Annotated in this window: 14 protein-coding genes; 6 read left to right on the top strand and 8 right to left on the bottom strand. The window is 72.8% G+C overall.

The features are described 5' to 3' along the window. Positions 1-18 precede the first annotated feature (18 nt). The 5 genes from Leucomu_RS14145 to Leucomu_RS14125 are packed head-to-tail and all read right to left on the bottom strand — an operon-like array spanning position 19 to position 7,121. Positions 19-1,749 carry an ABC transporter ATP-binding protein gene (locus Leucomu_RS14145; protein WP_128387608.1) on the bottom strand — a complete coding sequence of 577 codons (1,731 nt, stop codon included), beginning with the start codon at positions 1,747-1,749 and terminating at the stop codon, positions 19-21. Continuing rightward, positions 1,746-2,660: an ABC transporter permease gene (locus Leucomu_RS14140; protein ID WP_017882595.1), complete on the bottom strand. Its 915-nt coding sequence runs from the start codon at positions 2,658-2,660 to the stop codon at positions 1,746-1,748. Before Leucomu_RS14140 ends, Leucomu_RS14145 begins: the two co-directional genes overlap by 4 nt. Further along, complete coding sequence (locus Leucomu_RS14135; protein WP_031289474.1) at positions 2,657-3,694, bottom strand: ABC transporter permease; 1,038 nt, start codon at positions 3,692-3,694, stop codon at positions 2,657-2,659. The genes Leucomu_RS14140 and Leucomu_RS14135 overlap by 4 nt, the downstream gene beginning before the upstream one ends. Beyond that, on the bottom strand, positions 3,691-5,397 hold the full coding sequence (locus Leucomu_RS14130; protein WP_128387607.1) for an ABC transporter substrate-binding protein: 1,707 nt from the start codon (positions 5,395-5,397) through the stop codon (positions 3,691-3,693). The genes Leucomu_RS14135 and Leucomu_RS14130 overlap by 4 nt, the downstream gene beginning before the upstream one ends. Further along, positions 5,394-7,121, bottom strand: a complete 1,728-nt coding sequence (locus Leucomu_RS14125) for an amidohydrolase (protein ID WP_128387606.1) — start codon at positions 7,119-7,121, stop codon at positions 5,394-5,396. The genes Leucomu_RS14130 and Leucomu_RS14125 overlap by 4 nt, the downstream gene beginning before the upstream one ends. 155 nt (positions 7,122-7,276) lie before the next feature. Between Leucomu_RS14125 and Leucomu_RS14120 the strand changes: the two genes are divergently transcribed. Together Leucomu_RS14120 and Leucomu_RS14115 are read left to right on the top strand one after the other, a co-directional pair. Further along, the gene (locus Leucomu_RS14120; protein WP_017882599.1) at positions 7,277-7,975 is read left to right on the top strand and encodes a TetR/AcrR family transcriptional regulator; all 699 of its coding nucleotides are present in this window, start codon (positions 7,277-7,279) and stop codon (positions 7,973-7,975) included. A 106-nt stretch (positions 7,976-8,081) separates the two neighbouring features. Beyond that, positions 8,082-9,428: a M20/M25/M40 family metallo-hydrolase gene (locus Leucomu_RS14115; protein WP_128387605.1), complete on the top strand. Its 1,347-nt coding sequence runs from the start codon at positions 8,082-8,084 to the stop codon at positions 9,426-9,428. 106 nt (positions 9,429-9,534) lie between these two features. Here Leucomu_RS14115 and Leucomu_RS14110 read toward each other — a convergent pair whose 3' ends face one another. Beyond that, complete coding sequence (locus tag Leucomu_RS14110; protein ID WP_128387604.1) at positions 9,535-10,707, bottom strand: PucR family transcriptional regulator; 1,173 nt, start codon at positions 10,705-10,707, stop codon at positions 9,535-9,537. Positions 10,708-10,864: 157 nt separating this feature from the next. Between Leucomu_RS14110 and Leucomu_RS14105 the strand changes: the two genes are divergently transcribed. The 4 genes from Leucomu_RS14105 (at position 10,865) to Leucomu_RS14090 (ending at position 17,008) form a co-directional block, all read left to right on the top strand. Next, positions 10,865-12,196 carry an MFS transporter gene (locus Leucomu_RS14105; protein WP_128387603.1) on the top strand — a complete coding sequence of 444 codons (1,332 nt, stop codon included), beginning with the start codon at positions 10,865-10,867 and terminating at the stop codon, positions 12,194-12,196. Between the two features lie 58 nt (positions 12,197-12,254). Further along, positions 12,255-13,910 carry a thiamine pyrophosphate-dependent enzyme gene (locus Leucomu_RS14100; protein ID WP_128387602.1) on the top strand — a complete coding sequence of 552 codons (1,656 nt, stop codon included), beginning with the start codon at positions 12,255-12,257 and terminating at the stop codon, positions 13,908-13,910. Between the two features lie 55 nt (positions 13,911-13,965). Beyond that, the gene (locus tag Leucomu_RS14095; protein ID WP_017882604.1) at positions 13,966-15,615 is read left to right on the top strand and encodes an amidohydrolase; all 1,650 of its coding nucleotides are present in this window, start codon (positions 13,966-13,968) and stop codon (positions 15,613-15,615) included. 133 nt (positions 15,616-15,748) lie between these two features. Continuing rightward, positions 15,749-17,008 (top strand): M20 family metallo-hydrolase, encoded by a 1,260-nt coding sequence (locus Leucomu_RS14090; RefSeq protein ID WP_128387601.1) that lies wholly within the window; start codon positions 15,749-15,751, stop codon positions 17,006-17,008. A gap of 20 nt (positions 17,009-17,028) precedes the next feature. Here Leucomu_RS14090 and Leucomu_RS14085 read toward each other — a convergent pair whose 3' ends face one another. Both Leucomu_RS14085 and Leucomu_RS14080 read right to left on the bottom strand, forming a co-directional pair. Further along, entirely contained in the window at positions 17,029-17,901 is an 873-nt protein-coding gene (locus Leucomu_RS14085; RefSeq protein ID WP_128387600.1) for an amino acid ABC transporter permease, read from the bottom strand. After that, positions 17,898-18,545: an amino acid ABC transporter permease gene (locus tag Leucomu_RS14080; RefSeq protein ID WP_128387599.1), complete on the bottom strand. Its 648-nt coding sequence runs from the start codon at positions 18,543-18,545 to the stop codon at positions 17,898-17,900. Before Leucomu_RS14080 ends, Leucomu_RS14085 begins: the two co-directional genes overlap by 4 nt. Between the last annotated feature and the right edge of the window lie 4 nt (positions 18,546-18,549).

Genomic DNA, 18,549 nt, shown 5'->3' with positions numbered 1-18,549 from the left:
CCCGCCGTGCCGCTCCCGCTACGCCGCCTGCTCCCACAGCGGCTCGGGCCGCGAGTCGAGCAGGCGGCGCGTGTACTCCTCGCGGGGACCGCCGAGGATCTGCGACGTGCGGCCATGCTCCACGACCCGCCCGCGCTGCATCACCAGCGTCTCCTCGCACACGCGCGAGACCACGGCGAGGTCGTGGCTCACGAACACGATCGTGAGGCCGAACTGCTCGCGCACCTCCTCGACGAGCTCGAGCACCTGCGCCTGCACCGACACGTCGAGCGCGCTCGTCGCCTCGTCGAGCACGAGCATGCTCGGCTGCGCGGCGAGCGCCTTCGCGAGCGCGACGCGCTGCCGCTGACCGCCCGACAGCCCGCGAGGGCGAGCGGCCGAATGCTCGGGGCGGATCCCGACCCGCTCGAGCAGTGCGGCGGCCTCGCGCTCCGCGTCGGACCGCGAGGCGCCGCGGTGCAGCCGCACCACGTCGGCCACCGCGCGCCCCACCGCTATGCGCGGGTCGAGCGAGAGATACGGGTCCTGGAAGACCATCTGCGTGTGGGCGGCCAGGGCCCGCCGCTCCGCCGCGTTCAGCGCCCGCTGCGGCCGCTCGGCGCCGTCGACGGTCAGCGTGCCCGAGCTCGGCTCCTCGAGGCCCACGATGATGCGGGCGAGCGTCGACTTGCCCGATCCCGACTCGCCGACGATGCCGAGCGATCCGCCCCTCGCCAGCTCGAAGCCGACCCCCGACAGCGCCTGCACGTCGTCGCGCCCCGGCACCCGGTAGCGCTTCGAGATGTTCTCGGCGCGGATCGCGGCCGCGGGCCGCGCAGGCTCGGGCGCCCCGGGCTTCGGCGCGCCGGGCTCAGGCGCGTCAGGCGCGGGCGCGCCGGGCGCGGTGGCGGCCTGCGTATCCGGCGCGCCCGCCGCCCCGAACCGGTCGAGCTCGATGCGCGGCGTCGCGGCCAGCAGCTCGCGCGTGTACTGCTCGCGCGGGGCGCGGAACACGCGCTCGGTGGCGCCCTCCTCGACGACGAGCCCGCCGCGCAGCACGACGACCCGCTCGCAGAGCGAGGCGGCGAGGCCGAGGTCGTGGGTGATGAAGAGCATTCCCATGCCGCGCGCCTGCTGCTGCTCGCGCAGCAGCTCGACGATGCCGGCCTGCGTGGTGACGTCGAGCGCGGTGGTGGGCTCGTCGCAGAGCAGCAGCTCGGGCTCGTCGAGCAGCGCGGCCGCGATCATCACGCGCTGCAGCATGCCGCCCGACAGCTGGTGCGGGTACTGCTCCAGCAAGGCAGAAGCGCGGGGCAGCCCGACCTGTTCGAGCTGGGCGACCGCCCTGGCGGCGGCGTCGGCGCGGCTGAGGCCGTGCCAGCGCACGAGGGTCTCGGTGAGGAAGTCGCCGAGGGTGCGCACGGGGTTGATGCCCGAGCGCGGATCCTGGAAGATCATCGACGCGCGGGTGCGGCGGATCGCGCGCAGTTCGGCGGGGGAGTCGGTGACGGTGTCGACGCCGGCGACGCGCACCGAGCCGGTGAGTGCGGCCTGCTCGGGGAACAGGCCGAGTGCGGCCCGGGTGGTGAGCGACTTGCCCGATCCGGACTCGCCGACGAGGGCGACCGACTCGCCGGCGCCGACCGACAGGGAGACGCCGTGCAGCAGGGGGCCGCGGCTGGGTACGCGCAGCGTGAGGTCGTCGATCCGCAGCAGCGGACCGCCGGCCCGGCCGGCGGCGTGCGCGTGAGTGCGAGGTGCAGCGGTCATGAGAAGTTGCCTCCGATTCGGTCGGACAGTTCTTCGCCGATCACGTTGATGGCGACGACCACGAGCACCACCACGGCGGCGGGCACGAACGTGGGCAGCAGGGCCCCGCTCATGAGCGCGCCGCGGCTCTCGTTGATCATGGAGCCCCAGTCGGCGGTGGGCGCCTGCACGCCGAGGCCGATGAACGACAGCGCGGCGAGGTCGGCGAGCACGTAGCCGAAGTTGAGGGTGGACTGCGCGCCGACGGTGGGCACGACGTTCGGCAGCACGCGGGTGAACGCGATCCACGAGCTGCGGAAGCCGAGCACGCGGTAGGCCTGCACGTAGGGGCGGGAGCGCTCGGTGATGATGAGGCCGCGGGTGAGCCGCGCCACGTAGGGGATGTAGGCGATCGTCATGGCGAGCACGGGGGCGAACAGCCCCTTGCCGAAGAGGGCGACGCCGAGCATGGCGAGCAGCATTGCGGGGAACGAGAACAGGAAGTCGAAGACCCGCGAGAGCACGGCGTCGACCCAGCCGCCGCGCCAGGCGGCGACGAGGCCGAGCACGAGACCCAGCGCGGTCGAGCCGACCACCACGATGAGGGGGCCGATGAGCGAGGTGCGCGCCCCGAACATGAGCCGGGTGAGCAGGTCGCGGCCGAGCGCGTCGGTGCCGAGCCAGTGCGCCCAGCCGGGCCCGGCGAGCACGTTCTGCAGGTCGACGTGGTCGGGATCGTAGGGTGCGATGACCGGCGCGAGGGCCGCGGCGAGCACCACGGCCGCGACGAACACGACGGCGATGCGGCCGGTGGTGCTGAAGAGGCCGCGGCGCTTCGGCTTCACGGGCAGGGCGAGGGCGCGGGTGCCCTCGGGCTGCGCGGACGGAGTCGGGGCCGCTGCGCGGCGCGAGGGGCTGGCTGCGGTGCTCATCGGGTCTCCGTTCCCGCGGCGATGCGCGGATCGATCAGCGGTTGGATGAGGTCGACGACGGTGTTGACGGTCACGAAGGCCACGACCACCACGAGCACGATCGCCTGCACGACGGGGAAGTCGAGGCGGTCGACCGACTGCACGAGCAGCGAGCCGATGCCGGCGAGGCCGAAGGTCTGCTCGACGATCGCGCTCGAGACGAGCAGGCCGGCGACGAGTACGCCGCTCACGAGCAGGATCGGGCTGATCGCGTTGCGCAGCACGTGCCGCAGCACGACCGACGACTTCGTGAGGCCGCGGCTCGTGGCCACCTCGACGTGCTCGCGCACGAACTGCTCGTTCATCGAGGATCGGGTGACGCGTGCGACGAGCGCCACGAAGGCGAGGCCGAGCGCGAGGGCCGGCAGCACGAGGTGCACGAAGCGGTCGAGCCCCTCGTCGCCGCTGCCGAACGAGGGGAACCAGCCGAGCTGCACGGAGAAGACGGCGATGAGCAGGATCGCGATCACGAACGACGGCACCGCGCCGAGCGCGGTGGAGGTGATGAGGATCGCGCGATCCGCGAACCGGCCGCGCCTCAGGCTCGCGAAGATGCCGGCCGCGAGGCCCAGCACGGTGATGAGGATCGCGGCCATGGCCACGAGCTCGAGCGTGACGGGCAGGCGCTGCAGCAGCACGTTCGACACGTCGTCGCGGTACTGCAGCGAGCGGCCGAAGTCGCCGCGCAGCACGCCGCCGATCCAGCTGAGGTACTGCTCGACGGGCGACTTGTCGAGCCCGTACTGGCGGGTCACCTCGGCGATGGCCTCGGGGCTCGGGCTGCGGCCGCGCAGCAGGAAGCGCGCGGGGTCTCCCGGCACGACGAAGCGCGAGAAGAACACCACGAGCGAGGCGGCGAACAGCGTCGCCATGAGGCCGACGATGCGGCCGGCGATGAAGCGCGCGGTGCGCGCGCCTCGGCCGGGCCCGCGGCCCTCGCTCTCCTGCAGGCGCACGGCCCGCGTCTGCGCGGCCCCCATTGCGGTATCGGTCATCGCTCGGCCCTTCCGATCGTCGCGGCCCAGGGGTAGTACATGTAGGAGATGGACGGGTCGACGCCCGTGATCCGATCACCCATCCACAGGGTGGTGGGCAGGTCGATCAGCGGGATCCAGGGCAGTTCCTCGCTGGCGATGCGCTGCGCTTCGGCCGAGAGGAACGAGCGCTCGCCCGCGTCGTCGGTCTGCAGCGCCCGGTTCACGACGTCGTCGAACTCGGGGTTCGACCACTGCCCGTAGTTGGAGAACTCGCCCGTGCGGATCACCGCGTACATCTCGAGGGGGTCGGTGCTCGACAGGTACCAGGTAGTGGCGAACAGGTCGACGCCCTCGATGGCGGTGGGGTCGGAGAACAGCAGCGTGTAGGCGTTCGGGGTGCGTGTCTCGATCTCGATGTCGAGACCGATCTCGCGGCCCGCCGACGCGACGGCCTGCGAGATCACGTCGAACGACGAGTCGAGCGAGGCGGTGACGTAGGTGATCTTCGCGCCCTCGGCTCCGGCCTCCCTCACGAGTTCGCGGGCGGCTTCGAGGTCGTAGTCGTGGTCGGGCAGGTCGTCGAAGGCCTCGCGCACGGCGTCGGGATCGCCGTTGATCCACACCGACTCCGACGTGAGGGCGTCGCTCGGGCTGCCGTAGCCCTGCACGGCCGCGCGCACCAGCGCCTCCCGGTCGATGGACATGGTGAGGGCCTGACGCACGCGAGCGTCGCCGAGCGGGCCCTCCATGTCGGAGACGATGAGGCTCTGCACGGTCGCGTTGGTGCCGAAGTAGACGGAGCCGGTGTCGCTCGCGCGCAGCACGTCGATCGCATTGCTCGGGATCGTCCACGCGCCGTCGATCTCGCCGGTCTGCAGGGCGTTGACGCGTGCGTTGGGGTCGTTCAGCACGACGAAGGTCATCTGCTCGGCCTTCGCCCGAAGGTCGGGATCCCAGTAGTCGTCGAATCGCTCGAGGGTGATCGACTCGCCGGCCCGCCACTCGCCGAACGAGAAGGGGCCGGAGCAGTTCACGCCGGTGGACTGGTTGCCGTAGTCGGCGCCGGCCTGCTCGGTGCTCTGCGCCGACTGGATCACGCCGGGGGCGGCCGACATGAGCTGGTTGAACTGAGAGTCGGGCACGACGGTGCGCACGGTCACCTCGTGCTCGCCGGTCTGCTCGATCGTGTCGACGTTCTTGAAGCTGTCGTACCAGAACGAGGCGACCTCGGGGTCGAGGTGCCGGCTCAGCGACACGACCACGTCGTTCGGGGTCATCGGGGTGCCGTCGTGGAACCGCACGCCCTCGCGGATCGTGTAGACCCAGCTCAGCGGGTCGGGGTGGTCGACCGCGGTGGCGAGGCCGGGCGACTGCGACAGGTCGGAGTTCCAGCGCAGCAGCGACTCGCACATGTTCGAGAGCACCGTGTTGTCGGCGTAGTCGAAGGCGTAGGCGGGGTCGAGGGAGTACGGCTCGGTGGCGAGCGCCCAGGTGAAGGAGTCGATGTCGCCCGCGGGCTGGGGCGTATGGGCGGTCAGCTCGAAGGTGCCGGCGTCGCGGCCGACGGCGCTCTGGCCGCAGCCCGCGAGTGCGCCGATGGCGAGGGCGCCGACGCCCGCGGCCGCGAGCAGCCGGGCGGTTCGGGATCGCGCGCGGCGGCCTGTCGCGTGAGTGCGGTCGGGTGCGGGTGCGCCGCCGGCCCCGGGGATCCGGCCCGTCACGCCTCTGCGCCCGTCGCGTCGAGCTGCGGGGCGCGCTGCGCCGCCGCGATCGGATCCGAGCCCTCGGCGCGCGAGTAGACGCGCTCGCCGCCGATCCAGGTCTCGTCGACGACGGCGCCGCCGATCTGCTCCGCGGGCAGTTCGAAGAGGTTGCGGTCGACGATGGCGAGGTCGGCGTAGTAGCCGGGCACGAGTCGGCCGGTCGCGTGATCGAGATGGTTGATGCGGGCGGTGCCCTGCGTGTAGGCGTCGAGGGCCTGCGCGAGGGCGAGCTTCTGGTGCTCCGGGCCGAGGGGCGGGCGCTGCGCGCCCGGCGCGACCCGGTTCACGGCGACGTGGATGGCCGCGATCGGGTCGGGGCTCGACACGGGCCAGTCGCTGCCCGCTGCGAGCGCGGCCCCGGTCGCGGCGAGTTCGCCGAAGGGGTAGTGGTGCGCCTCGGCGTCGCCGGCGAGGAAGGGGAGCGTGAGCTCGTCGAGCTGGTCCTCGTGGCACGCCCACAGCGCCTGCATGTTGGCGGTGGCGCCGAGCGGGGCGAAGCGGGCGACGTCCTCGGAGCGCACGACCTGCAGGTGCGCGAGGTGGTGGCGGTTGTCGGTGGGGCCGTTGGTTGAGAGGGCCTGGTCGAGCGCGTCGAGCGCGTCGGTGACGGCGCGGTCGCCGAGCGCGTGGAAGTGCACCTGCACGCCCTCGCGATCGAGCGCGGTGACGAAGTCGGCCATCTGCCGCGCGTCGAAGAACGAGATGCCGCGGTTGTCGGTGGCGCGCCCGTGGTGGTCGAGGTAGCAGTCGTGCATGGCCGCGGTGAAGTTCTCGGCGACGCCGTCGACCATCACCTTGACCGAGCCGAGCGAGAGGCGGTCGGGGTCGCACTCGGCGGCGGCCTCGTCGCGGCGGGCCAGGATCGGTTCGAGCTGGGCGTCGCCGTCTTCGCGGTTCCACCACTGCGCGCCGCGCACCCGCACCTTGAGGGTGCCGTCGGCCGCGGCGCGCCGGTAGACGGGCACGGTGTCGGGGCTGCCCATGAACTCGCCGACGGCGGCGTCCTGCCAGGCGGTGATGCCGAACGACACGAGGTGCTCCTGCGCGGCGAGCAGGCCGGCGTAGGCCTTCTGCTGGGTGGCGCGGGGGCGCACGCGGTCGAAGAGGCCCATCGCGCCCTCGTGGGCGGTGCCGGCCGGGGTGCCGTCGGTCTCGCGCTCGAAGCGGCCGTCGGCCGGGTCGGGGGTGTTCGCGTCGATGCCCGCGAGTTCGGCGGCGCGCGTGTTGAACCAGGCGCCGTGGTGGTCGCGGTTCTCGAGGAAGACGGGTCGGTCGGGCACGACGGCATCGAGCATCCGGCGGGTGGGGGTGCCGCCGGGGAAGGAGTCCATCGACCAGCCGGCGCCGAGGATCCAGTCGAGCTCGGGGTGGGCCTCGGCGTAGGCGGCGATGGTGGCGAGCGCGTCGTCGGCGGTGTCGCACTCGGTGAGGTTGCAGCTCAGGAGCTCGATGCCGGCGCTGACGGGGTGCACGTGCGCGTCCTGGAAGCCGGGGATGAGCAGGCGGCCCGCGAGGTCGATGCGCTCGGCGGCGGTTTCGGCGAGGCGGGCGACCTCGTCGGGGTCGGTGCTGAGGATGCGGCCGTCGGCGATCGCGAGTGCGCCGCGCCGGGGGCGGGCCTCCGTGCCGGTGTAGATCCAGCCGTTCTCGAACACGACGTCTGCTTGCGGGGTGTGGGTCACCGGTGCCTCCTGGGGTATCGTCATCGATCCGTGCTGCAACAGTAGGAGCATAGGCCGGCAATGTCAATTAGATTGACATGAACGTTGACAGAACGATGACGGGGGTGTTTCCGACGCCTACACTGGTGTGAGGAATCCGAACGACGGGAGTCGAGATGGTGGAGGCTGCGACGGAGCAGACGGCTGGCGCGCGCCGCGTGCGGCTGGATCGGCGCATGATCGTCGACGCGATGCTGGGGCTGGCCCGCGACGAGCCGCACACCCGGATCACCTTCAAGCGCCTCGGCGAGGCGCTCGGGGTCGATGCGACGGCGATGTACCGGCACTTCCGCAACAAGGACGAACTCACCCGCGCCGCGCTCGACCGCATCACCGGCTGGGCCACCGACGCGGGGCGCGCGAGCTCGGGCAGCTGGCGGCAGCGCCTCGAGACCCACCTGATGCGCACGGCCGAACTCGCCCTCGAGTACCCCTCCATCGGCGCCGAGGGCGCGATCATCGACCCCGTCGGCCCGGGCGACACCTCGGCCGTCGAGTTCATGCTCGAGATGCTCGCCGAGAGCGGTCTGCGCGACGCGGAGCTGCTGCGCGCCTACGCCGCGATCTCGGGCTTCGCGCTCTCGCAGAGCTCGGCCCTCGCCCACGACGTGCTGCGCAACCCCACCGCCGCGCGCGACGGCTCCGAGCCGTGGATCAGCACCTTCGGGTCGATCAACCTCACCGAGTACCCGCTCGTCAACGAGCACCGCGACGCCCTGCTCGCGATGGACGGCATGACCGTCTACCGCGCCGGCATCTCGGCGATCCTCGACGCCGTCGAGATGCGGCAGGCCGCCGCGCGCCCCGTCGCCTGAGCCCGAGGCGCCCCGAACGGGCGTGCGCAGGAGGCGAGGATGCGCGGGACACGCCCTAGGCTGGAGGGGTCGGGGCCCGAACCCCGGCGCGACTGGAGGTGCGAGGGTGACGGAGGAGCGGATCGACGGATCCGGCGGAGCCGGCGAGGCGATCGAACTGCTGCGCGAGCTCATCCGCGAGGGGTGCGTCAACGACGGCACGCCCTCGTCGGGGCAGGAGATCCGCAACGTGCGGGTGCTGCAGCGCTTCCTCGCCGACGCGATCGCCCTGGGCCGCATCGAGACCCAGGTGCTCGAGTCGGCGCCGGGCCGGGCCTCCCTCGTCGCACGCGTGCGGGGCACCGATCCCGACGCCCCCGCCCTCGGCCTGCTCGGCCACCTCGACGTGGTGCCCGTCGACCCCGACGGCTGGACCCGCAACCCGTTCGGTGGTGAGCTCATCGACGGCGAGGTGTGGGGGCGCGGCGCCGTCGACATGCTCTACCTGACCGCCGCGTTCGCCTGCGTGCTGCGCGAGGTCGCGCTCGCGCCGCGGCCGCCGCGCGGCGACCTGGTGCTGCTCGCCGTCGCCGACGAGGAGGCGGGCAGCGACCTCGGCATGCACTGGCTCGTGCGCGAGCACCCGGAGGCGGTGCGCGTCACCGAGGCGCTCTCGGAGTCCGGCGGCATGCGCATGGGGCGCCACGTCGCGATCGAGGTCGCCGAGAAGGGCTCCGCCGGCCGCCGCCTCGTGGTGCGCGGCAAGCCCGGCCACGCGTCGATCCCGTTCGGCGCGACGAGCGCCGCCTACCGCATGGGCGAGGTGCTGCAGCGACTCGAGGCGGTGATGCCCGCGGCGCAGCTCGGCGAGCTGTGGAACGCCTTCGTCGACGCCCGCATCGACGACTCCGAGCTCGCCGAGCGGCTGCGCGATCCGGTGCGCCTCGACGCGGCGCTGCCGCAGCTCGGCGGCATCGCCGGATACGCGCACGCGGTGTCGCGGATCACGATCTCGCCGACCGTGGTGCGGGCCGGCGCCGCCCACAACGTCATCCCCGGTTCGGCCTCGATCGATCTCGACATCCGCACGCTGCCCGGCACGAGCGACGAGGAGGTCGACGAGCTGATCGCCGCCGTGCTCGGCCCGCTCGCCGACGAGGTGGAGATCCGCCGCCTGCGCGGCTGGGCCGCCACGGGATCCCGCTCCGACACGCCGCTGTTCGCGGCCATCAAGCGTGCGATCGCGGAGGTCGCCGACGCGCCGACGGTGCCGATCATGGCGGCGGGCGGTTCGGACGCGCGCGTGCTGCGCGAGCTCGGGATCCCCGCCTACGGCTTCGGCCTGCTCGCACCTGGCTGGAGTTACGAGCGCTACCGCGAGGGCGTGCACGGCAACGACGAGCGCATCGATCTCACCTCGATCGAGCTGTCGATGGCGGCGCTGCGCAGCATCGTGAGCGAGAGGATCGGCTAGGGCGCGTCTCGGGGTCGCCTAGGCGCCGAGGGGCGGATCTCGCTGGTTCTGCCGCAGGGAGGCCTGCGGAACCCGCCCCTCGGCGGAGGGCACATGCCCCTCGCTCTCACGCCCAGCCGACGACGAGGCGCGCGGCCTGCTCGGGCACCGTCGGATCGACGCCCGTGAGCTCGGCGAAGCGCCGCAACCGGTTCGCGAGGGTGTTGCGGTGGCAGAACAGTTCGGCCGCCGAGTCGCCGATGCTGCCGGTGCGCAGGTAGCTGCGGGCGGCCTCCTCGAGGCGGGCGCGCTCGGTCTCGCCGCAGCCCGCGAGCGCGGCCTGCACGTCCGAGAGCACGGGGCGCCCGGCGGCGAGCAGGCTGCGCGCGGCGAGCCGAGCCCAGCCGCGGCTCCAGGTCATCGCCCCGTCCTCGCCCGGGGCGAACACCCGCGCCAGCTCGCGGGCCGTGCTCGCGGCGCCGCTGAGCGCCGGGAGCCCCGAGTTCGAGACCGTCGCGCCGATGCGCAGGTCGAGCAGCCGGCGTCCGAGCTCCTCGATGCGCGATCCGGGCAGTTCGAGCTGCCGGGTGAACGCCACGAGCGTGTCGCCGAGGTGGTGGGTGAACACGCGCGCCCCGGCCCGCTCGAGTTCTGAGACCGCGACGCGCAGCGGGGCGATGTCGTCCTCGACCGCGGCGAGCACGACGAGCGGTGCGTCGGCGGGAAGGCCGAGCTCGTCGGCGACGCGCTGCAACTGGGTGCCGGAGGGGATCGGTTCCTGGAAGAGCGACGCGATGAGGCCCTGCCGCACGGAGGCCTGCTCCTCGCGCATGCGCTCGCGCTCGGCGACGTACGCCCGCTGCGTCTGCCCGACGTACTCGTCGACGGTGCGCAGCACGATGCCGGTGTGGCGCACGATGAGCTCGGCGTCGTCGGCCTCCGCGACGCGCGTGAGCGCCTCCCAGAGCACGGTGAAGTCGTGCCGGATGGCGGTCATGAGCGAGGGGAGGGGGATGCCGGCGCGGGCGCGCGAGACGCCCACGTCGGTGGCGATCGTGATGGCGTGGTCGAACCCTCCGGAGCGCAGGCCGTCGATGAGCGTGAGGAACGAGAGGCGGGCCGTGCGGCGCACCTCGGAGGCGGGGATGGGTGCCGGGTCGTAGGCCGGCACCGCGACGACGAGCGCGAGGAACGTCTCGGTGAGCTCGTCGGCGTCGAGCCGGTCGAGCAGCTCGAACCAGCGCTCGGCGTCGCCGGGCGCGGGCGTGTCGCTCAGCGGGTGGGCGGGATTCGGAACCATAGCCCCAGTGTATGTGCACATGCACAATCTGCGGCCGCGATCCGGGGGCGATACGTGCCCGCAACAGTGCGAAACGCCTGAGATTCTAGAGGGCGTGGCCGCCGCGACCGCGACGGCACGCCCGCACCGGATCCCGCATCCTCGACGGAGAGAGAGCATGAGCGAGACAACCAACACGTCGGCGATCGAGTACGACGCCACGCAGGAACTGAGCATCAAGGACGCCAACAAGGTCGCCCTCGGTGCCCTGATCGGCACCGCGCTCGAGTGGTACGACTTCTTCCTGTTCAGCGCCGCAGCCGCGCTGGTCTTCAACGTCCAGTACTTCACGAGCGAGAACGCGACGGCCGCGGCCCTCGCCTCGTTCGCCACCTTCGGCGTCGGCCTCGCCGCCCGCCCGATCGGCGGCATCATCTTCGGACGCATGGGCGACCGCATCGGCCGCCGCAAGGTGCTGATGATCACGATCGTGGGCATCGGCCTCGTGACCGGCCTCATCGGCATGCTGCCGACCTACGCGGCCATCGGCATCGCCGCCCCGATCCTGCTCGTGCTGCTGCGCGTGCTGCAGGGCCTCTTCGTGGGCGGCGAGTGGTCGGGCGCCATGACCATCGTGGTCGAGAACGCGCCGCTGCACCTGCGCGCCCGCTACGCTGCGATCCCCCAGATCGGCTCGCCGATCGGCACCATCCTCTCGTCCGGCGGCTTCTTCATCATGACGCTGGTGTTCTCGCAGCAGAACTTCGACGCGTGGGGCTGGCGCATCCCGTTCCTCATCGCGCTCCCCCTGCTGCTCGTCGCCGTCTACATCCGCTCGAAGCTCGAGGAGTCGCCGGTCTTCCGCCAGCTCGAGGAGTCGGGCGAGGTCGTCAAGAGCCCCGTGCTCACCACCTTCCGAGACAGCTGGAAGCAGATCATCGTCGGCATGGCCGCGGCCCTGCTCGGCGTCGGCGGCTTCTACCTCGTGACCGCGTTCTGCGTCTGGTACGGCGTGAACGTGCTCGGCTACGACTCGTCGCTGATGCTGCTCGGCTCGATGGTCGCGGCCGCGGTCGAGATCTTCGTGCTGATCTGGGGCGGCAACCTGGGCGCCAAGTACGGCGCGAGCCGCGTGATCCTGTGGGGCGGCGTGCTGTCGGCCGTCGTCGCGGTGCCCGCCTTCCTGCTGCTTTCGTCGGGCAACCCCGTGCTCGTGGTGATCGCGATGACCCTCGCGGTGTCTGCGCTCTCGCTGCCCTACGCCGCCTCGGGCACCGTGCTCACCGGCCTCTTCCCCGCGAAGACCCGCTACACCGGCGTCGGCCTCGCCCAGAACACGGCGGGCATGCTCTCGGGCTTCATCCCGCTGCTCGCCACCGGCTTCGTGGCCGCCGTGGGCGACCACTGGTGGCCCGCCGCCGCGATGCTCGCCTTCCTGTCGCTGTTCACCGCGGTCGCCGGCGCCATCGCGCCGGGTCTCAGCGTGAAGCTGCCCGGCTTCAAGCACTGACACCGCGCTCCGAACCCTGACACCCGTCTCCCAGCAGTCTCCCGAGAGGATCGAACCCATGTCGCAGTCAGCCGGACACCTGATCGTGCGCACGCTCGAGTTGCACGGCGTGGAGCGCGTCTACGCCGTTCCGGGCGAGAGCTACCTCGATGTGCTCGACGGCCTGCACGACTCCTCGATCGAGACCGTCGTGTGCCGCCACGAGGGGGGCGCCGGCTTCATGGCGCTGTCCGAGGGGCGGCTCACGGGGCGGCCGGGCGTCGCGATGGTCACCCGCGGCCCTGGCGCCGCGAACGCGATGATCGCGGTCCACACCGCCTGGCAGGATGCGACGGCCCTCGTGCTGTTCGTGGGCCTGATCCCGGTGGCCGACCGCGAGCGGGAGTCGTTCCAGGAGTTCAGCCTCTCGGGCTGGTTCGGATCGACCGCCAAGCGGGTGATGACGATCGACGATCCGGCGCGCGCGGGCGAGCTCGTCGACGAGGCGATGCGGATCGCCGCATCCGGTCGCCCGGGACCCGTGGTCGTCGGGCTGCCCGAGGATCTGCTCGTCGAGCTCACCGACGCCCCCGTGACGGGGCCGACCGCGGCCCCCGAGCTCGCTCCGGCGGGCTCGGAGATGCGGGCGCTCGCCGAGCGCCTCGCCCGCGCCGAGCGCCCCGCGTTCGTGGTCGGCGGCGACGGCTGGCAGTCCGGCTGCGGCGCCGAGCTCGCGGCCTTCGCCGAGGCGGCGGGCGTGCCGGTCTTCGCCGACTGGCGCGCCTACGACGCGGTGCCGCACGACAGCGGCGCCTGGGCGGGGTGGCTCGGGTACGGTCGCGCCGACGCCGTCGCGCAGGGCTATGCGCAGGCCGACCTGCTCGTCTTCGTGGGCTGCGCCCGCACCGACGTGCTCAGCGACGGCTACACGCTCGGCTTCGAGGCGCAGACCGTGCTGATCACGGCCGACCCCGAGGGCACGGCCCACGCCGGCCGCATCGACCAGCAGATCGTCTCGACCCCCGCCGCCTTCGTGAGCGCGCTCGCGGCGACCGACGCGGCGACGGCGCGCGGCGCGCGCGACGGCGCCTGGCTCGAGGGCCGCGTCGCCGCGCAGGCCCGCTTCGCCGAGCACCGCGCCGACGCCTCCGTGCCCGGCGCGCTCGCCGATGCGGGGGTCGACCTCGGCATCGCCTTCGGAGAGCTCGACGATCGGCTGAACGGCGAGGCGATCCTCACCTTCGGCGCCGGCAACGCGACGATCTGGGCCCACCGCTTCGTGCGGCACCTCTCGCCCGCCAGCCTCGTGGGCGCCCGCAACGGCGCGATGGGGCTCGCGGTGCCGGGCGCGGTCGCCGCGTCGCTGGCGTTCCCCGACCGTCGCGCGGTCGCCGTGTGCGGCGACGGCGACTTCCTCATGAACGGGCAGGAGATCGCCACGGCGGTCGCCCACGGCGGCAAGCCGCTCGTGATCGTGGTCGACAACGGCATCTACGGCACGATCGTGCAGCACCAGGAGAAGCACTACCCGGGCCGCCCCTCCGGCACCCGCATGGCGAACCCCGACTTCAAGGCCTGGATGGAGTCCTTCGGCGGCCACGGCGAACGCGTCGAGACCACCGAGGCGTTCGCGCCCGCCCTCGACCGCGCCCTCGCGGCGGACGCGCCGGCCCTGATCCACGTGCTCATCAGCAGCGAGGTCATGCCGCCCGCCCCCGACGAGATCGCGGGCTGAGGGCCCAGCCCCGCACCGCCGCGCCGACCGCCCGCAAGCCCCAAGGAGCAGCCCCATGAAGCTCGACCTGATCCTCACCGCCGGCGAGATCCTCACCATGGATCCCGCACGCCCCACCGCCCGCGCCGTGGGCGTGCTCGGCGGCCGCATCGCCGGCTTCGACGAGCAGATCGCCGGGCTCGAGGCGGAGCGCGCGCTCGACTTCGGCGACGCCGTCGTCACGCCCGGGCTCATCGACGCCCACTGCCACACCGCCTGGTGGGGCCTCGGCCTCGCGTCGGTCGACCTCAGCCGCGCCCGCGGCCTCGACGAGCTCTACGCCCTGATCGAGGCCGAGGTCGCGCGCCTCGACGAGCTCGGCGACGCCGACGCCTGGGTGCACGGCACCGGCTTCAACCAGGGTCACCACGGCGACGCCTTCCCCGACATCGCCCGCCTCGACGAGATCACGGGCGACCGCCCCCTCTACCTGCGCCACACCTCGGGCCACGCGTCGATCACCAACTCGGCCACGCTGCGCCTCGTGGGCGCACTCGACCCCGGCTTCGAGAACCCCGTGGGCGGCGTGGTCGTGCGCGATGCCGACGGCGCCCCCACGGGACTCGTCGAGGAGGCGGCCCAGGGCCTCGTGCAGGCGCTGCTGCTGCCCTACTCGACCGAGCGGCTCGTCGAGGCGCTCGAGGCGGCCACGTCGCGCTACGCCGCCGAGGGCATCACGAGCTTCACCGAGGCCGGCGTGGGCGGCGGCTGGATCGGCCACAGCCCGGTCGAGGTCGCCGCCTACCAGGCCGCCGCGGAACGGGGCCGCTTGCACGCCCGCGCACAGCTCATGCCCGCGATCGACGCCCTGCGCCCCCTCGAGGGGCACGCCGCCGACTTCCACCGCGAGGGCCGCGGGCGGGGGCTCGACCTCGGCATCCGCTACGGCTTCGGCGACGACGCCGTGCGCTTCGGACACGTCAAGGTGTTCCTCGACGGCTCGCTGCTCGGCGCGACCGCCGCCGTCACCGAGGACTTCTGCGGGCACGATCACAACCGCGGCTACCTGCTCGACGACCCCGAGACCTACCGCGAGCGGGCCCTGGGCGCCTACCGCGCCGGCTGGCCGCTCGCCCTGCACGCCATCGGCGACGCCGCGATCGACCTCGCGCTCGACCTCATCGAGGAGGCGCAGGAGCGCTACGGCCGCCTCGCCGCCCCCTGCCGCATCGAGCACTTCGGCATCGCCCGCCCCGACCAGCTCGAGCGCGCGGGCGGCCTCGCCGTCGCGGTCACGCCGCAGGCCGGTTTCATCGGCCCCATCGGCGACCAGATGGCGGATCGCGTCGGCCCCGACCGCGCCGGCTGGCTCTACCGGGGCCGCAGCGTGGTCGACGCGGGCATCCTGCTCGCCGGATCCTCGGACCTGCCCGTCGCCGACAACAACCTGCGGCGCGGCATGCAGTCGGCCGTCGACCGGCTCACCGACAGCGGGGCCGTGCTCGGCGCCGGTGAAGCGCTCACTCCCGAGGAGGCCCTGCGCACCCACACCGAGTGGGCCGCGCGGGCGACCGGCCAGATCGCCGACAAGGGCACCCTCGAGCGGGGCAAGCTCGCCGACTTCGCGGTGTTCTCGGCGTCGCCACTCACCGCGCCGAGCATCGCGCAGCTCGACGTGGTGGCGACCGTGCTCGGCGGCGAGCTCAGCTTCGACGCGCGATCCTGACCCGCCGCCCTCCTTCCCGATCCCGTATGCCCCGAGGCCCGGCCCGACCGCGGTCCACGAGCACCGCCTCGAACGCCCCGCCCCGGGACAGGGGACCCGGCGGCTCACAGACCCTCCCTCGAAAGGACGAAACATGACCGAGCAGAACAGCCCGAAGGCGGAAGCGTTCCTCGCCGACTGGGCCGTGCACTCCCGCTTCGGCGCCGTCGAGGGGACGGGCGGGGTCGAGCGCCAGGCCGCGAGCGCCGCCGACGGCGAGCAGCGCAAGTGGTTCACCCGCCTGCTCGAGTCGCACGGCTTCACCGTGCAGCGCGACGCCGTCGGCAACCAGTTCGGGCTGCTCGAGCTCGTGCCCGGCGCCCCCTACGTGCTCACCGGCTCCCACATGGACTCCCAGCCCACCGCGGGTCGCTTCGACGGCGCCTACGGCGTGATGGCCTCGGCGCACGCCTGCTTCCGCGTCGCCGACGAGCTGCGCGCCTCGGGCGAGCAGCCGCGGTTCAACCTCGCCGTCGTCAACTGGTTCAACGAGGAGGGATCCCGCTTCAAACCCTCGATGATGGGCAGCTCGGTCTTCACCGGAAAGCTGCCGCTCATGGACGCGCTCGCGACGCCCGACCCGCACGGGGTGACCGTGAAGGACGCGCTCGACGCGATCGGGGAGCGCGGCGGCTTCGAGGGGCTCGACGTCGCCTCCTACGCCGAGATCCACGTGCAGCAGGGCCGCAGCATGGAGCAGGACGGGATCACCATCGGGCTCGTGAACGCCACGTGGGGGGCGCGCAAGTTCGAGTTCAGGATCACCGGCGAGCAGGCGCACAGCGGCTCGACCCTCATGGCCGACCGCCGCGACGCGTTGCTCGGCGCCGCCCGCCTCATCGTGGCCGCCCGGGAGCTCGTCGACGAGTTCGAGCCGGGCGCGCTGCACACGGCGTGCGGTGAGATCAACGTCTATCCGAACTCGCCGGTCGTCGTGGCGAGCGAGGTGCAGCTGCTGTTCGACCTGCGCTCGTCGAGCAGCGACGTGCTGACCGCCGCCTACGCCCGGGTCATGGAGACCGTCGAGCGGGTGCAGCGCGAGGACCGCGTGCAGATCGAGGTCGTGGCCGAGCACAGCTGGGATCAGAACCCCTACCCCGAGGCCGGCCTCGAGCTGGCCCGCGAGGTCGCGCAGCAGCTCGGGCTCACCCACGATCGCGTGATGACCGTCGCCGGCCACGACTCGACCAACATGAAGGACGAGGTGCCCACGGTGATGCTCTTCGTGCCGAGCGTCGACGGTATCTCGCACAACCTCAAGGAGTTCACCCGCGAGGAGGACCTGCTCGCGGGCGTCGATCACCTCACGGGCGTGGTGCGACGGCTCGCCGGGGGAGCGCTCGTCGCCGACTGACGCCCCGGCGGCGGGGCGGATCAGACGCGGGATCCCGCCCGGCGCGGCGCCGACGATCGGCGGGCGGCCCGCCCCGCCCCGCGCACCCGCGCCTCGGTGGCGCGGGCGAGCCACGACAGCAGCCCGTTCACGACGAAGAAGATCGCGCCGATGAGCAGGTACATCTGCAGCGGGTTGCCGAGCGTCTGCACCGCGATCTCGCCCCGCCGCCGCAGCTCCTCGAAGCCGATGATGAAGCCGAGGGCGGTGTCCTTCACCACGATCACGAGCTGCGCGATGAGCGAGGGCAGCATGATGCGGAAGGCCTGCGGCAGCACGATGCTGCGCAGCGCCCCGCCCCGGCTCAGACCGAGGGCGAGGGCCGCCTCGGTCTGGCCCCGCGGCACCGCGTGGATGCCGGCGCGCACGATCTCGGAGATCGCGACCGAGTTGTAGATCGTGAGCCCGATGACGAGGTACCAGAGCAGCGGCAGGTCGACGCCGATCACGGGCAGCGCCCGCGAGGCGAAGAAGATCGAGATGACCACGGGCACGGTGCGGAAGAACTCGGTGACGCCCACGATGCACCAGCGGTAACAGGGCAGCGCCGTGACCCGCAGCAGCGCGATGGCCGTGCCGATGACGAGGCCCAGCACGATCGAGACCGCGCCCGCCGAGGCCGTGTTGCCGAGCCCGCCGAGCAGGAACCTCCAGACGGTCGCGAACTGCGGGTCGAAGGGGTTGAACAGCGGCGACCAGTGCCGCGCCTCGAGCTGCCCGGACTGCTGGAGGCGCACGCCGATGAACGCGGCGAGGGCGAGCAGTGCGGCGCCGACGACGGCGGTGATGATGCGCGTGCGGTGGCGGCCCCGCGGGCCGAGCCGGTCGAAGAGCACGGAGGGCGAACCGGTCATCGGAGGACCGCCTTTCGTACTGCGAGCGAGAACAGCGCGCTGGTCGGCGCGATGATGAGCAGGTAGCCGATCACGACGCCGGCGAGCACCGGGATCACGTCGAGCCCGCGCGTCGCCGCGAGGGTGTCGGCCACGCTGAAGAGGTCGCCGCCCACGCCGATCGCGCCCACGAGCGCCGAGTCCTTGATCATGGCGATCGTGGTGTTCGCGAGCGGCGGCACGGCGGCGCGGAACGCCTGTGGCAGCAGGATCTGCGAGAGCGTCGTGCCGAAGCCGACGCCGAGGGCGCGGGCCGCCTCGGCCTGGCCGATCGGCACGGCGTTGATGCCGCTGCGCAGCGCCTCGCAGACGAACGCGGCGGTGTAGACCGCGAGCGCGCTCGTGCCGAACCAGAAGTACGAGCCCCGCACCCCGATCTCGGGCAGGCCGAAGGCGAAGAAGAAGAGCACGACGGCGAGCGGCACGTTGCGCATGGTGGCGACCCACCCGGTTCCGATCCGGTTGAGGATCGGAACCGGGGTCACCGAGCACACGGCGAGCAGCGATCCGAGCACGAGCGCCCCGAGGCCGCCCCACAGGCAGATGCTGAGCGTACGCAGCATCCCCTCGCCGAAGAGCGGCAGGTTGTCGATGATGACGGACACGTCG

The organism is Leucobacter muris (assembly GCF_004028235.1).
Lineage (GTDB): Bacteria > Actinomycetota > Actinomycetes > Actinomycetales > Microbacteriaceae > Leucobacter > Leucobacter muris.
Note: the sequence above shows the minus strand (reverse complement) of the source record. Positions and strands in the feature narration are given on the sequence as shown.

Bases quoted from the DNA above. Each gene is read 5' to 3' on its own strand.
- Leucomu_RS14145 (WP_128387608.1), bottom strand. From the start codon at position 1,749: ATGACCGCTGCACCTCGCACTCACGCGCACGCCGCCGGCCGGGCCGGC.
- Leucomu_RS14140 (WP_017882595.1), bottom strand. From the start codon at position 2,660: ATGAGCACCGCAGCCAGCCCCTCGCGCCGCGCAGCGGCCCCGACTCCG.
- Leucomu_RS14135 (WP_031289474.1), bottom strand. From the start codon at position 3,694: ATGACCGATACCGCAATGGGGGCCGCGCAGACGCGGGCCGTGCGCCTG.
- Leucomu_RS14120 (WP_017882599.1), top strand. From the start codon at position 7,277: ATGGTGGAGGCTGCGACGGAGCAGACGGCTGGCGCGCGCCGCGTGCGG.
- Leucomu_RS14110 (WP_128387604.1), bottom strand. From the start codon at position 10,707: ATGGTTCCGAATCCCGCCCACCCGCTGAGCGACACGCCCGCGCCCGGC.
- Leucomu_RS14105 (WP_128387603.1), top strand. From the start codon at position 10,865: ATGAGCGAGACAACCAACACGTCGGCGATCGAGTACGACGCCACGCAG.
- Leucomu_RS14100 (WP_128387602.1), top strand. From the start codon at position 12,255: ATGTCGCAGTCAGCCGGACACCTGATCGTGCGCACGCTCGAGTTGCAC.
- Leucomu_RS14095 (WP_017882604.1), top strand. From the start codon at position 13,966: ATGAAGCTCGACCTGATCCTCACCGCCGGCGAGATCCTCACCATGGAT.
- Leucomu_RS14090 (WP_128387601.1), top strand. From the start codon at position 15,749: ATGACCGAGCAGAACAGCCCGAAGGCGGAAGCGTTCCTCGCCGACTGG.
- Leucomu_RS14085 (WP_128387600.1), bottom strand. From the start codon at position 17,901: ATGACCGGTTCGCCCTCCGTGCTCTTCGACCGGCTCGGCCCGCGGGGC.